This is a genomic window from Rhizobium sophorae, from assembly GCF_013087515.1.
Taxonomy (GTDB): Bacteria; Pseudomonadota; Alphaproteobacteria; order Rhizobiales; family Rhizobiaceae; genus Rhizobium; species Rhizobium sophorae.
Map to the genome: position 1 here is coordinate 191,769 of NZ_JABFCN010000055.1, position 14,935 is coordinate 206,703.

At 61.5% G+C, this 14,935-nt stretch carries 15 protein-coding genes; 5 read left to right on the plus strand and 10 right to left on the minus strand.

All coding sequences use genetic code 11. The features are described from left to right. Positions 1-115 precede the first annotated feature (115 nt). From minC to minE, 3 genes are all read left to right on the plus strand, one after another. The gene (minC, locus tag G9X64_RS30235; RefSeq protein ID WP_171378024.1) at positions 116-835 is read left to right on the plus strand and encodes a septum site-determining protein MinC; all 720 of its coding nucleotides are present in this window, start codon (positions 116-118) and stop codon (positions 833-835) included. A gap of 84 nt (positions 836-919) precedes the next feature. Further along, positions 920-1,735, plus strand: coding sequence for a septum site-determining protein MinD (minD, locus tag G9X64_RS30240; protein WP_018448670.1), 816 nt, complete (start codon positions 920-922; stop codon positions 1,733-1,735). Continuing rightward, positions 1,732-1,992 carry a cell division topological specificity factor MinE gene (gene minE / locus G9X64_RS30245; RefSeq protein ID WP_003574994.1) on the plus strand — a complete coding sequence of 87 codons (261 nt, stop codon included), beginning with the start codon at positions 1,732-1,734 and terminating at the stop codon, positions 1,990-1,992. The genes minD and minE overlap by 4 nt, the downstream gene beginning before the upstream one ends. A gap of 41 nt (positions 1,993-2,033) precedes the next feature. Here minE and G9X64_RS30250 read toward each other — a convergent pair whose 3' ends face one another. The 4 genes from G9X64_RS30250 to G9X64_RS30265 all read right to left on the minus strand — a co-directional run bounded on the left by G9X64_RS30250 (position 2,034) and on the right by G9X64_RS30265 (position 5,996). After that, positions 2,034-2,414 carry a DUF6481 family protein gene (locus G9X64_RS30250; RefSeq protein WP_168312554.1) on the minus strand — a complete coding sequence of 127 codons (381 nt, stop codon included), beginning with the start codon at positions 2,412-2,414 and terminating at the stop codon, positions 2,034-2,036. Positions 2,415-2,663: 249 nt separating this feature from the next. Continuing rightward, entirely contained in the window at positions 2,664-2,888 is a 225-nt protein-coding gene (locus G9X64_RS30255) for a hypothetical protein (RefSeq protein WP_027687567.1), read from the minus strand. Between the two features lie 227 nt (positions 2,889-3,115). Then, positions 3,116-3,325 (minus strand): cold-shock protein, encoded by a 210-nt coding sequence (locus tag G9X64_RS30260; RefSeq protein WP_003548109.1) that lies wholly within the window; start codon positions 3,323-3,325, stop codon positions 3,116-3,118. 301 nt (positions 3,326-3,626) lie between these two features. Beyond that, on the minus strand, positions 3,627-5,996 hold the full coding sequence (locus G9X64_RS30265; RefSeq protein WP_171378025.1) for a trimethylamine N-oxide demethylase: 2,370 nt from the start codon (positions 5,994-5,996) through the stop codon (positions 3,627-3,629). A gap of 248 nt (positions 5,997-6,244) precedes the next feature. Here G9X64_RS30265 and G9X64_RS30270 point away from each other — a divergent pair, with 248 nt between their 5' ends. Beyond that, complete coding sequence (locus G9X64_RS30270) at positions 6,245-8,029, plus strand: trimethylamine N-oxide permease (RefSeq protein ID WP_168312528.1); 1,785 nt, start codon at positions 6,245-6,247, stop codon at positions 8,027-8,029. A 151-nt stretch (positions 8,030-8,180) separates the two neighbouring features. On the opposite strand, the gene G9X64_RS30275 is transcribed toward G9X64_RS30270, so the two are convergent. The 5 genes from G9X64_RS30275 to G9X64_RS30295 all read right to left on the minus strand — a co-directional run bounded on the left by G9X64_RS30275 (position 8,181) and on the right by G9X64_RS30295 (position 13,150). Beyond that, positions 8,181-8,942, minus strand: coding sequence for an SDR family NAD(P)-dependent oxidoreductase (locus tag G9X64_RS30275; RefSeq protein WP_168312529.1), 762 nt, complete (start codon positions 8,940-8,942; stop codon positions 8,181-8,183). A gap of 13 nt (positions 8,943-8,955) precedes the next feature. Continuing rightward, positions 8,956-9,765 carry an ABC transporter permease gene (locus tag G9X64_RS30280; protein WP_168312530.1) on the minus strand — a complete coding sequence of 270 codons (810 nt, stop codon included), beginning with the start codon at positions 9,763-9,765 and terminating at the stop codon, positions 8,956-8,958. Further along, entirely contained in the window at positions 9,765-10,631 is an 867-nt protein-coding gene (locus G9X64_RS30285) for an ABC transporter permease (RefSeq protein ID WP_168312531.1), read from the minus strand. The genes G9X64_RS30280 and G9X64_RS30285 overlap by 1 nt, the downstream gene beginning before the upstream one ends. Positions 10,632-10,843: 212 nt before the next feature. Continuing rightward, positions 10,844-12,004 (minus strand): ABC transporter substrate-binding protein, encoded by a 1,161-nt coding sequence (locus G9X64_RS30290; protein WP_168312532.1) that lies wholly within the window; start codon positions 12,002-12,004, stop codon positions 10,844-10,846. A gap of 21 nt (positions 12,005-12,025) precedes the next feature. Then, entirely contained in the window at positions 12,026-13,150 is a 1,125-nt protein-coding gene (locus tag G9X64_RS30295; protein ID WP_171378026.1) for an ABC transporter ATP-binding protein, read from the minus strand. A 191-nt stretch (positions 13,151-13,341) separates the two neighbouring features. On the opposite strand from G9X64_RS30295, the gene G9X64_RS30300 reads away from it, so the two are divergent. Then, a complete protein-coding gene (locus G9X64_RS30300) occupies positions 13,342-14,202 on the plus strand; it encodes a helix-turn-helix transcriptional regulator (protein ID WP_168312534.1) in 861 nt (286 codons plus the stop codon). Positions 14,203-14,267: 65 nt separating this feature from the next. Here G9X64_RS30300 and G9X64_RS30305 read toward each other — a convergent pair. Continuing rightward, on the minus strand, positions 14,268-14,935 hold a 668-nt coding region (locus G9X64_RS30305; protein ID WP_171378027.1), incomplete at its 5' end, for an aldo/keto reductase.

Here is a 14,935-nt window from a genome sequence, read left to right on the forward strand (position 1 = left end):
CTTGGGGTAATTATGCGCTTAAAAAATCTCAGGTGATTGTGGATGTTATTAAGGCCGCGTTAACTTTTTGTTAACCATAGCAGCGGTAGACATGGTCAACGATTTCTTCACATAGATGACCAAAGTGCTAACAGACGCTCGCTCTATCCGCATCAAGGGCCGCTCTTTCCTCGCGGTCATGCTGTCCCCGGATCTTCCGATCGATGATTGGTTGATCCGGCTGGACGATCTGGCCGCGCGTTCGGCCGGCTTCTTCCTCGGGCGGCCTGTCGTGCTCGACCTGACGGACCTGCAAATCGACCGGCCGCAGCTGAAGGACCTGATTGCCGAACTTGCCAAGCGCAATGTCAGCATCATGGGCATCGAGGGCGCGCGGCCTTCGATCCTCGGATCCGGCATGCCGCCGGCGCTCAAAGGCGGCCGGTCGGTTTCCGACATCGAGGTTCCAGCCAAAGCGAGCGTCGATACGCCGGTCAAACCGGCAGCGGCGGAGGCGCGTCCGGCCATGCAATCGATCGTCATCCGGGAGCCGGTGCGCTCCGGCCAATCGGTGATCTTTCCGGAAGGCGACGTCACCGTCATCGGATCGGTCGCCTCGGGTGCCGAGGTCATCGCCGGCGGGTCCGTCCATATCTATGGCGCCTTGCGTGGCCGAGCCATGGCGGGATCTATCGGCAACGCATCGGCGCGGATCTTTTGCCGCAAGCTCGAGGCCGAGCTGGTTGCAATCGACGGGATCTACAAAATGGCGGAAGACATGGCGCCCAATCTTCGCGGACAGGCCGTTCAGCTCTGGCTCGAAGACGACGCGATCATGGCGGAAAAACTGATCTGACGACAGCGCGCGCGTCTCTTCGAGAGCCGCAAAGGACGCTTTAACACTTTGAATTACTGGGGCCACGGCAAAGGAGAGACAATGATGGGGAAAGTGATCGTCGTCACGTCGGGCAAGGGCGGGGTTGGCAAGACGACCTCGACCGCCGCATTGGGAGCGGCGCTGGCGCAACGCAATGAAAAAGTCGTCGTCGTCGATTTCGACGTGGGCCTGCGCAATCTCGACCTCGTGATGGGTGCCGAACGCAGGGTCGTCTACGACCTGATCAATGTCATTCAGGGCGACGCCAAACTTACCCAGGCACTGATCCGCGACAAGCGGCTGGAAACGCTGTTCCTGCTGCCGGCCTCGCAGACGCGCGACAAGGACAATCTGACGGCCGAGGGTGTCGAGCGCGTCATCAACGACCTGAAGCGCTATTTCGACTGGATCATCTGCGACAGCCCCGCCGGGATCGAGCGCGGCGCAACGCTCGCCATGCGCCACGCCGATGTTGCCGTGGTCGTCACCAACCCCGAGGTCTCGTCGGTACGCGATTCGGATCGCATCATCGGCCTGCTGGATGCCAAGACCGCCAAGGCCGAGCGCGGCGAGCGGATGGAAAAGCACCTGCTGCTCACCCGCTACGACGCCAACCGCGCCGAACGCGGCGACATGCTCAAGGTCGACGATGTCCTGGAGATCCTGTCCATCCCGCTGCTCGGCATCATACCCGAAAGCATGGATGTTCTGCGGGCATCCAACATCGGTGCGCCGGTCACGCTGGCAGACAGTCGCAGCGCGGCTGCCATGGCCTATTTCGATGCCGCTCGCCGGCTCGCCGGCGAGACGGTGCCGATCGCGATCCCAGAGGAAAAGAGGAACATTTTCGGCAAGATCTTCGGACGGAGGGCGGCATGAATATTTTCCGTCTTTTCAATAAGCAGAGAACCGCACCGGCCGCCCGCGAACGGCTGCAGGTCCTTCTCGCCCATGAACGTTCCTCGGCGGGGTCGGACCTGGTCTCCCTGCTGCGCGAGGAAATCCTTGCGGTGATCGCAAAGCACGTGCAGCTCGACCACGACAAGGTGCAGGTGACGATCGATCGCAACGAATACGTCTCGACCCTCGAGATCGACGTCGAAATCCCGCTGAATGCAGCCGTGCAGGCCGCTTGAAAGAGAGCGCTGCCTGTCGTGACGACAGGCGGCGCTGACGATCAGGACTTTCTGGCTTTGCGATTGGCGTAACGCAGGTCGCGTTCGGCCTTTCGGGCGGCTTCGTCGGCAATCACACGAGCGATCCGGTCTTTGTCAGCAGCTTCGCGCGCGTCGATTTCAGCGCGCGCTGCAGCCTCGGCGGCAGCCTGACGTTCTGCTTCGGCGGCCTGAGCCCGCTCCAGCTCCTCGAGCTTGACACGTTCTCTCTGGGCGCGACGTTCTTCCCTGGCCGCGGCAATGGCTTGACGCTCCGCCTGCTTTGCCAGCCTTGTGGGCTCGGCTGTATCCTTGGCGTTGCGATACGCATTGAGGAGAGCGGCCTTGGCTTCGGCAGCTGCGCTGCGGCGATCGGAAAGCTCGTTGTTTCTGGCGTTTTTCAAATCTGTTTCCTGACTGTTGGATTTCGACCTTAGACCATGATGCCGAAAAGTATGCGCGGTTTTCGGACGACATCATGCTCTAACTCTTTAATCTAGAACAGGATTCAGAGTTTAGGCCGATCCGGCCTAAAATCATCCTGTTCTAGGGCGCCGCGCGTCTTCAGACGCGCAAAGGACGCTGCAATACGTTGAACTGCCGCATCATTTTATCCTGAAATCGAATCCGATTTAAGGAATTATGCGGCAAGGTCAGATTTTCTTTTTCCGCTTCGCGGCAGGCGCAGTCGTCGCTGTCAAGCGATCCTGCAATTCCTTGGCCTCACGGGCCTCGCGTAACCGCAAGGTTTTTTCCTCGCGAGCCCGCACTGTCGAGTCGATCTCTTCGACCGCGCGGCTTCGCTCCAAGAACTGCGATTGCACGTTTCCGAAGGCAATCTCCGCCTGCTTGCGTGATTTGCTGTGTGTCTCTGTCATATTCATCCCGGATTCTATTACAGCGCCACGCGTCTCTCAGAAGCGCAAAAGACGCTGTAACGCTTTGAATTCCTGCATAATTCCTTAAATCGATTCCGCGCTTAAGGAATTACGCAGCAGCCCGCTGGCCGACGCAGCAAAAAGGCCAGGCAACGTGCCTGACCTCAATAATATCATGCTTTCGACAGTGCCGGTACATCCGCGGTCAAAGGGAAGCAGATTTCAGTTTAAGCAGCTTGGAGATTGCAAGCGGACATTTTGCCCGACTTGTTATCGCGCTCAAGCTCGTAGCCGATCTTCTGGCCTTCGACGATTTCACGCATTCCAGCGCGTTCGACGGCAGAGATGTGGACGAAGGCGTCAGCGCCGCCATCGTCAGGCTGAATGAAGCCGAAGCCCTTGGTGGAATTGAACCATTTAACTGTGCCAGTGGTCATAACAAACCCTTTCATAGCAATTGAACGACCGCACGTGCGGAAGCACGACGGATGATGATCTCGATTTTGAAGAGGGAAGTTCGTCCAGGGCACGTTGCCAGCGTGCGATAACAAAAGTCAAACAAGCAATATCGACAATCGAGATATAGTCATTCAATCCAAATTTGTCAACTTTTAGTTTTTGAGGGTCGCACACTCAATATGAGGTTGCATCTCAGTCGGTTTGCATGCCGCCGCTAAAACGTGCGCTTCAGCAACAGCGCAAGAAGCCGATCAACGTCCTCGCCCTCAAAAGCAGGCATTACGAGCGCGGCCGCGTTTTCTGCGGATCGTAATGCGAAAGGGGCACGACCGTCGCCGGCAGGCGCTTCTGGTGGCCGTCGAGCTTGCCGATTTCGACCTCGGTGCCGGGGCTTGCATGCATCACGTCGATGCGGGCGAGCGCGATCGTCTTGCCGAGGATCGGCGAGCGCGTGGCGCTGGTGATAACGCCCACTTGGGCGCGGCCAATATGGATGCAATCGCCATGGCCGACGGCTTCGTTGGCCTTGATGTCGAGGCCAACGAGCATATGGCGCGGATGCTCCTTGCGCCGGATCAGCGCCTCGCGGCCGATGAAATCGTCCTGTTTGGATTTCAGCGGCACCGTGAAGCCGATCCCGGCCTCGAACGGGTCCGTCTGGTCGGTGAATTCGTGATGGGCGAAGATCAGGCCCGCCTCGATGCGGACCATGTCGAGCGCCTCCAGCCCCATCGGCTTCAACCCATGCGGCTGCCCGGCCTCCCAGACGGCGTCGAACACGGTCAGCGCATCCTTCGGATGGCAGAAGATCTCGTAGCCGAGCTCGCCGGTGTAACCGGTGCGCGAGACGACGATCGGGGTACCCTCGAAGCCGCCGATGCGGCCGACGGTGAAGCGGAACCATTCGAGCTCGCCGATCGTCGGCTGGCGCGGCGCCGTCCAGATGATTTCCTTGAGGATATCGCGGCTCTTCGGACCCTGCAGGGCGATATTGTGCATCTGATCGGTCGAGGAGCGCACCCAGGCCTTGAAGCCCTTTTTCTCGGCCTGCTGGCGCAGCCATATGCCGCTGAAATCATCGCCGCCGATCCAGCGGAAGTTTTTGTCGCCAAGCCGGAAGAGGGTGCCGTCATCGATCATGCCGCCGTTTTCATAGCACATGGCGGAATAGACGACCTGGCCGGTCGAGAGTTTGCGCACGTCGCGCGTCAGGCAATATTGCAGCAGTTCCTCGGCATCCGGCCCCGTCACCTCGAATTTCCGCAACGGCGATAGGTCGATGACGGCGGCGCGCTCGCGGCAGGCCCAGTATTCCTCCACCGGCCCTTCGCTGGAAAAGCGGTTCGGCAGCCAGTAGCCGCGATATTCGGTGTAATCCCGCGTCGAGGCGGAGAGGCGGGGATGGAAGGCGGTTTCGCGCGTCAGTTCGGCGTCTGCATCTGGGGTCATGCGATAGGCTACCGCTCGTGAGAATTTCTCTTTTCCGGAAAAGGTGCGGACGTGGATATCCGTCGGATCCCAGCCGTTCGCGGCGTCGATATCGTCAGGGCAGGACGAGGAGACGCAGACGAGATCGGTCAGCGCCCGCATCAGCACGTAATCGCCGGGACGCGACCAGGGCTCGTCGAGATAGAGCTGGTTGTTGTGGTCGATATTGGTGTTGTAGAAATAGTTCAGCGCTTCCCAGCCCTTGCGGCTGGCAATGCCGTAGGGCGCCAGCGCAGCGTTGAAATTATCCGTGCAGTTGACGTGGCCGGGATAACCCATGTCGTCGTAATAGCGTGAATTGCAGGCGGTCGCGAAAGCATCGTGGCGCCCGACCGTATCCTGGACGATTTCGACCAGCGGCTCGAAGTCGCGGTCGAAGGCCTTGGAGGGCAGACCCGGCATCGGATAGCTGCGGCCGAGCAGCGTGCGGGTGACGGTGGAATCCAGCGCGAGGTCGAGACCCTTGTCGACCTTGCGGGCGGCAAAAGCCTGGAAATCAGTGCACTGGCGTCCATAGACGTCGATGATCTGGATGAATTCGCCGGCCCGCACGAAATAGGCCGCGGCGGTCGCCGCCCGGATGCGGATATCCTCGACCGGATCGGCCGCCGGCTCCGGCAGGGCGGCGGCATAGTCGCGGATCAGCTGGCTGCGCCTGATCCTGACCTCGATCGGCGTCGCTGTATCCTGCGCCTCCGGCGACATGGCGGCGGCGGGTGCGGCGACAATCAGCAGACCCTTCATGGCAATCGTGAAATCCGCCTGGCTGCCTGAGGTCGATCCTGCCCCGAAAATGCGGAGCGCTGCGGCCGAAGCCAGATCGGCGCCACGCCGCTGAAGTGCTGCACGCATGCGGGCAGCACTCTCATCCTCTGCCTGAAGAATCGCCTTCAAACCTTCGGCTGAATTGCTGAATGCCGCTCCAAGACCGGCCGCCCGGAAGCGTCCCTTTTCGTCGAGGAAAGAGATCTCGCAGACCTGCCCGCCCTCGCTGTCAATGACGCTGACGCGGTCGCCCGGCTCGACGCGCATGACGACAGATCCGCCGCCCTTTGCCCGGTAGCGCTCGGTTCCTTCCGGCAGGGCGGGAATGCCGGGATAATGCACGAGGCTCGCAGTCGCCGGGCGCAGGCCGCTCATAGCAGGATGAAGTTCTCGCATGCTGCCCTCATGGGTATCGGGCGTGCCCTCGGGCACGCCAACACAGGTTACAAAATGGGTGGAGAAAGTAAAGCGATGTTGACTAAAAAGAAAATATCTTCACTATGCATAAAGAGTTCAGACTCGGGAATCCGTCGGGAACACGGATCGCCAAAATCATCCGGGCGGACTTGAGACAATGAGGGAGACACGTTCAGGGAGACGTACAAAAGATACGTCCGGAACAGATATAATGGGGAATTTCAACGATGACAGACGCTGTGGAGGCCGGGATTTCGTCCGGCACCGAAGGTAAGCTTATACGCGCCCTCGATTGGAAGGGCGCATTCTGGGTGGCTGCGGGCGTGCCGCCGCTCGTCCTATTCTCTATCGGCGGCATCGCAGGCACGACGGGCAAGCTCGCCTTCGTCGTCTGGATCATCTCGATGGTGATGGGTTTCCTGCAATCCTTCACCTATGCCGAAATCGCCGGCATGTTCGCCAACAAATCCGGCGGCGCCTCGGTCTACGGCGCCACGGCCTGGCTTCGTTATTCGAAATTCATCGCGCCGCTCTCCGTCTGGTGCAACTGGTTTGCCTGGTCGCCGGTGCTATCGCTCGGCTGCGCCATCGCCGCCGGTTACATCCTCAACGCATTCTACCCGATTCCGGCAGCGGATTCGCAGATGGTCCTCGACTGGATCTCAACGCATGCCGCTTCCGTCACGGCCGACAGCCCCCGCGTCGCCGAATATATCGCGGCCCATGCCGGCACCACGCCGGATGACGCCGTCAAGGCATTGCTCGGCACCGACGGCGTCGCCGCCCTGACGCCGGCGATCCGCAGCTGGTCGCTGTTGAGCTTCAATATTCCCTTCCTTGCCACCGCCAATATCAACGCCACCTTCTTCATCGGCGGCATCCTGATGCTGATCATCTTCGCCATCCAGCATCGCGGCATTTCGGAAACGGCAAGCGTGCAGAAGTGGCTGGCAATCATCGTGCTGGTGCCGCTGCTGATCATCGGCCTTTACCCGATCGTCAGCGGCCAGATCCTTGCCACCAACGTCACCGGTCTCGTGCCGCCGACAGCCGCCTATGCCGCTACCGACGGCACCTGGAGCAATGGCGGCTGGACGCTCTTCCTCGGCGGTCTCTATATCGCCGCCTGGTCGACCTACGGCTTCGAGACGGCGGTCTGCTACACCCGCGAACTCAAGAACCCGAAGACCGACACCTTCAAGGCGATCTTTTATTCCGGCCTTGCCTGCTGCCTGTTCTTCTTCCTCGTGCCCTTCGCCTTCCAGGGCGTTCTCGGCCATGCAGGCATGCTGGCCCCCGGCATCGTCGACGGCACCGGCGTTGCCGAAGCGCTCGGCGGCCTGATCGGCGCCGGCAGGGTCATCACCCAGTTGCTCGTCGTACTGATGATCATGGCGCTCTTCCTCGCCATCATGACGGCGATGGCAGGCTCCTCGCGCACGCTCTACCAGGGCTCGAAAGATGGCTGGCTGCCGAAATATCTCGACCACGTCAACGAACACGGCGCGCCGACCAGGGCGATGTGGACCGATTTCGCCTTCAATCTCTTCCTGCTGGCGATCGCCTCGGATGTCGGCGGCTATTTCTTCGTGCTCGCCGTCTCGAATGTCGGCTACATCATCTTCAACTTCCTGAACCTCAATTCCGGCTGGATCCACCGGATGGATTCCGGCCATATCGAACGCCCCTGGAAGGCGCCGACCTGGCTGATCGGCCTCAATACCGTGCTGGCCTTCGTCAATGCGCTGTTCCTCGGTGCGGGTGCCAAGGTCTGGGGTTATTCCAATGCGCTCTGGGTCGGCTTCATCTTCGCCGCCCTGATCCTGCCGGTCTTCGCCTATCGCCATTATGTGCGCGACGGCGGCAAGTTCCCGGCCGGTGCGATGGAGGATCTCGGCCTGGTCGGCCAGGACCTCGGCGTCAAGAAAGCCGGCATGCTGCCCTATCTCGCACTCGCCGGCGGCCTGGCGATCGTCCTGATCGCCAACGTCATCTTCCAGCTTCCGGCCTAAAATCGCCTCCCAAGCAGACAGGCCGCCAAGCCGCCATGGAAACATGGCGGCTTTTTCGCGCTCAGATTTCTTTGATTTAGATCCGGATGACTATAAGCCGAACCGACCTAAAATCACCCGGATGCAATGGTGCAAACCCGTTTCACCACGGTCATACGATGGTCTCGCCGCCGTCGACGACGAGGATCTGCCCGGTCACGTAGGACGAGCGGTCCGAGACGAGGAAGAGAATGGGCTCCGCAATCTCCGAGACATTAGCCCAGCGTCCGAGCGGCACCTTCTCGGCGATATAGGCCTCGATCGCGTCGCGCCCGCCCATCTGGGCGATGAACGGTTCGTTGAAGGGCGTATCCACCCAGCCTGGGCAGAGCGCGTTGACGCGGATGCCGAACCTGGCGTAGTCGCCCGCCATCTGCCGTGTCATAGCGATGACGGCATGTTTCGTCGTCGTATAGGCGATCATCTCGCGATCGTAGAGCACGCCAGACGAGGAGGAGGTGTTGAGGATGACGCCGCGGCCGGCCTTCTTCATCAGCGGCATGACGAAGCGAGCCGCCATGAAATGCGCTCGGACATTCAGGCTCCACGACCTGTCGAACCCCTCGACGGCCACCTGTTCCAGATCGCCCGCCACCTGTGCGCCGGCATGATTGTGGAGGATGTCGATCCGGCCGTGACGTTCGGCGACCGCGGCGATGCCGGCTTCGAGTGCCACGTCGTCGGTGACGTCGAGAATAAGGCTCTCGGCCCTGCCGCCGGCGGCCTCGATCCGACCGACGGTCTCCGCGGCATTGGCGGCATTCAGGTCGGCCACCACAACGAACGCGCCTTCCCCTGCCATGATCAAGGCACCCGCCTGGCCGATGCCCGACCCCGCTCCGGTGACGATCGCGATGCGATTTTCAAGAATCATCGGTGTTTCCCGTTCAGTTTGTTGTTTTCTCGCGCATCAGAAAGCGCGCGATGAGGATCAGTCCCAGCGATGCGACGAGCACCATGGTGGCAATGGCGTTGATCTCCGGCGTCACGCCACGTCGGATCGAGGCGAAGACATAGATCGGCAGTGTCGTGTTCGAGCCCGCAACAAAGAAGGCAATGATGAAATCGTCGAAGGAGAAGGTGAAGGCGAGCAGGAAACCGGCAAGGATCGACGGCAGGATCTGCGGCAGCACGATCTGGCGGAAGGTGGTGAAGGGCGTGGCGTAAAGATCGCTCGACGCCTCGACGATGTCGCGACCGAGGCCGGCGATTCGCGCTTTGACGATCATCGTCACCAGCGCCATGGTGAAGAGGCCGTGGGCGGCGATGATCGAGCCGTAGCCGAGCGAAAGCTTCGGCGCCTGTTCGCCTTGCCAGACGGCGGCGATCAGTGGATTGACGAAGCCGAAGACTTCGACCAGCGCCACCAGCGTCGCAATGCCGATGACGACGCCGGGAACAACGATCGCCGCAGCGAACAGCCCGTCGAAGACCGCTCGCGTGCGGGCGCCGAGCCGCTCCATGCCGATCGCCGCCATCGTGCCGAAAATGGCCGCCAGCCCGGCGCTGGTAGAGGCGATGATCAGGCTGTTCTGCAGCGCTTCCATCAGGAAGGTGTTGGCGAGCGCCTTGCCATACCATTGTGTCGAGAAGCCGGTGAACTCGCTGGCATTGCGGCCGGCATTGAAAGAGAACAGCACGACAAGCGCGATCGGCGTGTAGAGGAACAGGTAGACTGCGGTGACCAGCGCGCGCATCAGACGAGATCCACCTGGCGGGTACCGGCAACGCGCCAGGCAATGCGCATGGCGATCAAAAGCACGATGACGACAACGACGACGAGGGTGACGGCGATTGCAGAGCCGAACGGCCAGTTGCGCGATTGCAGGAAGAGGTCGACCAACGCATTGCCGATGAAGAAGACCTTGCCGCCACCAAGCAGCTGCGGGATCAGATATTCGCCGAGCAGCAGGATGGTGACAAGGGCGATGCCGGTCATCACGCCTGGAAGCGACAGCGGCAGCGTGATGCCGAAGAAGGTCGAAAGCGGCCGCGCGCCGAGATCGGCAGAAGCCTCCAGCAGGCGGCGGTCGAGCTTTTCGAGGCTGACATAGATCGGCATGATCATTAGCGGCAGGTAGCCGTAGACGATGCCGAGCAGCACGGCGCCCGGCGTGTTCAGCAGCCTGACATTTTCGATGCCGACCATCTCCAAGAGATGCGGAATGCCGCGGGCACCGAGAATGTACATCCAGGCATAGGTGCGCACCAGAAGGCTGGTCCAGAAGGGCACGACGACGAGGGAGACCAGCAGCAGCCGGTATTTGGCGCTTGCCTTGACGGCCAGGTAATAGGCAACCGGATAGGCGACCAGCAGGCAGGCGAAGGCGCCGATCGGCGCAAGGATCAGCGTGTTCTTGAAGGCTGCGGCGCGCGAACCGAGATTGGCGAACTGCGCAAAGGTGAAGGCCGCCTGATAACCACCCTCGGGCGCCCGCTCGCCGAAGGCAAAGACGATGATGGCGATGAAGGGCAGCACCAGGAACACGAACAGCCAGATGCTGGCCGGCGCGACGAGCGCGACCGTGACGAGGCGTTTTTTCGTGTTCGGTGCAAAGGGCATTTCAGTCCACGCGACTTTTTGAAAGAGCAACTGTCGGCGCCCCACTCTCCCTCTTCTCCCCAGCGGGGAGAAGTGCCGAGCAAAGCGAGGCGATGAGGGGATGAGGAGCGAAGCGACGAATGCCTTGAGCTCAAGCGAAAGGCAGCATCTGTCGCCCCCTCATCCGACCCTTCGGGCCACCTTCTCCCCGCTGCGGAGAAGGCGAGATCGGATCAAGCCGACTTGAAGCGCGCCATTAGCTCCGCGCGGCCGGGATCGGTCAGCGTTACCGCCGCGCCGAATTCCAGCGGCGTCAGCTGCGCCTCGTCGGGATAGACGATCTTGTTGGTGGTGATCTCCTTCGGCAGCAGCGCGATGACGCGGCTGTCTGTCGTCGGCGCACCGTTGGCGATGTGCTCCTTGACGGCATTGGCCGGGTCCATCAGGTAGTTGAGCAGCGCATAACCCGCCGCCTTGTTCGGTGCATCCTTCGGGATGGCGTAATAATCGGTCCAGATCTCGCCGCCATCGGTGCCGAGCACGTAGGCGATCTCGGGAACGTCGCGGTTCAGCTGCGCGCCGTCATTGGTCCAGCACATGGTGAGCCAGGCGTCGGTGGCGCGCATGGCCGGCTGGTAGTCGCTGTTGATGGCGAAAAGGTGCGGCTTGACCTTGATCAGCAGTTCCTCCGCCTTGGCGAGTTCGTCCGCCTTGATCGAGTTGAAACCGTAGCCGAGCGAGACCAGCGCGCTGCCGATCGTCGTCAGCTGATAGTCGTGCACCATGGCGCGGCCGTCGGCCTCGGTCTGGACGATCTCGAAGAAGTCCTTCCAGCTCGACAGCTTGGTCTTGATCTTCGAGGTATTGACCGAGAACCCTGTCGTGCCCCAGTTCTTCGGCACGGCATAGGTCTTGCCGTCGATCATGCCTTCCTTGGTGAAGCGCGGATTCTCCGTCGCCTGGCTGAAATTCGGGATCTTCGACAGGTCGAGTTCGTCGATCAGGCCGAGCTTGTGGTGAGTGGAGATCGTGTAATTGGTCGGCACGAAGAGCGACCACCCGGAGGCACCCGCCTGGAGCTTGGCCAGCATTTCCTCGTTGGAGCCGAAAACGTTGACCTCGACGGCGACGCCGGTCGCCGCCTTGAAGTTCTCGAAGGTCGCCGGGTCGTGGTAGTTCGGCCATGTGGCGATCGACATCTGGGTGCCGAGATCCTCGGCATAGGCGGGTGTCGACAGCGCGCCGGGGAAACGCGAAAGCACGGCGGCCGCAAGCCCGAGGCCGGTGATGCCGAGGAAGTGGCGGCGACTGACGGAGCCGCGCTTCAGGCGCATGAACTCGTCCATGAAGCCTTCAGGGGTAATGGGTAGATTATCCTTGTAGTCCTTGCACATGATCTGTTCCCTTGTTCTGGTTTATGCACTGGATTCCGGAGAAACTTGGGCTGAAAAGACGTGGGCTGGAAAGACGTGGGCCATACCGGGATCGAAGCCGAGGAAGACCGCTTCGCCCGGCTCGACCAGATCGCTCTCCTTCATGCTGCGCCGGTCGGCGGTGACGAGGAAATCGCCCAGCCCCGGAACAGTGACAGCATATTCGGCCGAAGAGCCGAGGAAGATGCGGTGCGTGACCGTGCCGGCAAAGGACGTGCTGCCGACGGCAGCCCGCGTCAGCCGGATCGCTTCCGGGCGGATCGCAACGATGACCTCGCCTGGGACAAGGCCGGACCGGGCGCCCGCCGCGAGCGCCGAGCCGTCGGCCAGGCGCAGCGTTTTGCCGTCGGCTTCCATCGTCGCACCGATCCTGTTGGTCTTGCCGACGAAATCGGCGACGAAGAGATCGGCCGGGCGGTCGTAGACCTCCTGCGGCGTGCCGAGCTGGCGAATCCGCCCGGCGCTCATGACGCAGACGACATCGGCCATCGACAGCGCTTCTTCCTGATCATGAGTGACGAGCACGAAGGTGATGCCGAGCTCGCGCTGCAGCGTCTGCAATTCGATCTGCATGGCCGAGCGCAGCTTCTTGTCGAGTGCTGCCAGCGGCTCGTCGAGCAGCAGCACCGATGGCCGGTTGACGATCGCCCGCGCCAAGGCCACGCGCTGCTGCTGGCCGCCGGACATTTCATGGATGCGCCGTTTGGCAAACCCGCCGAGCCGCACCATCTCGAGCGCTTCGGCCGCGCGACGGTTGATCTCGGCGGCCGCGATCCTCGGCCGCATCTGTCTCAGGCCATAGGCGACGTTTTGTTCGACATTGAAATGCGGAAACAGCGCGTAATGCTGGAAGACCATGTTGACGGGGCGGCGATAGGCCGGAACGCCGTTCATCTCCCGCCCGTCGATCAGCACGGCGCCCTCGCTCGGCTGCTCGAAGCCGCCGATCATGCGAAGGCATGTCGTCTTGCCGCAGCCGGAGGGGCCGAGCAAAGCTAGGAAAGCACCCTTCGGTACATTCAGGTTTATGTCCGTCACGGCGGTCACCGCGCCATAATTCTTGGTGACCGAACGGAATTCGATATCGTTCGTCGAAGCGGATGCCACGTCTGTTCCCTGCGGTTGGTTGGTACGGGCAGTCTACCGCTGCCTTTTTGCCACCGTCGTTAAGGAAAGACTAAGCCCGGGTCTCCCACGCGGTATATACCCCGAAAGAGGTATTCTGCCTCACATCTCTTCGTGGAAGGTGTATATGAAATTGCAGGCATTCCTGATGAGACGGTTGAGGGAGGCTATCGATGAGCATTGATCTCGAGGCGCTGTTTCAGGCTTTCGACGCCACTGTCGGAAAGCCCGCCATGGCGGATGCAGAGTTTGGAGAGACGTTCCGCCGGATGATGGTGGCGCTGGTACGCTTCGACTATGTCGTGGTTTTTGCCTATCGCGGCAAGGAGCGGCCGATCGATCTCTACAGCACTTTCGACCCGCAAGAGAACGTCGTTTTCGTTACCCTCTACCAGGTCGGTCCCTATCTGCTCGACCCGTTCTACCACACCGCCCGCGCGCGTCGCCCTGGCGTCTTCCGCATGCGCGAGCTGGCGCCCGACCGCTTCTTCTCCAGCGAATATTATAGAAGCTACTATGTACAGACCGGGCTTGCCGAGGAGATCGGCTTCTTCGTGACGCTCGACGACGACATCACCGTCGTGTTGTCGCTGATGCGCCGGGAAAAGACCGGCCCGTTTCCGCCGGCTGAATTCGCGCTTCTGAAAAAGGCGGAGCCACTGGTCACGAGCCTGGTCCGTCATTTCTGGCCGGGACTCGGCGCCCGCTTCGACGCGCAACGCGATGCCGGCATGAGGACGGGGAGGAAACGCGGTGCGGCGGCGCAGGCGCTGCAGCCGGCCGACACTGTCTGGCACGACCTCAAGCTGACGAGCCGCGAGACCGCCATCGTCGATCTGGTATTGCAGGGACATTCCTCGGAATCGATCGGCCTCAGGCTCAACATCTCGACGGGCACGGTGAAGGTCCACCGCCGCAACGTCTACCGCAAGCTCGGCATCTCCTCGCAGACGCAGCTTCTGTCGATCTACCTGAAGACATTCGGCAGCGCGGGCGACCGACCGGCGCCCCAAAGCGCCGGCCGATCATCCTAGACCTGGATATCCCTGTCCGCCTCGGCGAGAAGCGGACAGGCTTCGTTTGCTTGCAGCCGAAAGGCTCAGCGGCCGCCCTCGATCTTGCGATGGCGTTGGTTGATACCGCCCTTGCCGTAGGGGTAGTCGAAAGGCTGGGGTGCACTCACTTCGTTGAGCCGGGCCATGTCGTCGTCGGAGAGTTTGAGCTTCATGGCGCCCAAATTGTCGGCGAGTTGCTCCGGCGTGCGGGCGCCGAGGATAACGGAGGTGATTGCCGGCTGCGCCGCCGTCCAGGCGAGCGCCACCTGCGCCATGCTGACGCCATGCGCCTTGGCGATCTCCTCGACGACAGCGATGATTGCCCAGGTTCTCTCCAGCGCATTGCGTGGCGCATAGGATTCGCCGCCGCGATTGGGGTTTTCGCCGAGGCGGGTGGCGCCCGTCGGCATCTCGTCGCGCTTGTACTTGCCGGTCAGCCAGCCGCCGCCGAGCGGTGACCACGGCAACAGACCCATGCCGGCATCCTGGCAGGCCGCAACAATCTCAAGCTCGATGTCGCGCACCAGCAGGTTATATTGCGGCTGCAGCGTCACCGGGCGGGTATAGCCGCGCGCCTTGGCGATCTCCGAGGCCTTGGCGATGTGCCAGCCGACATAATTGGAGAAGCCGTAATAGCCGATCTTGCCGGAGGAAACCGCATCGTCGAGGAAACGCAGCGTCTCCTCGATCGGCGTCAGCGCGTCCCAGGCAT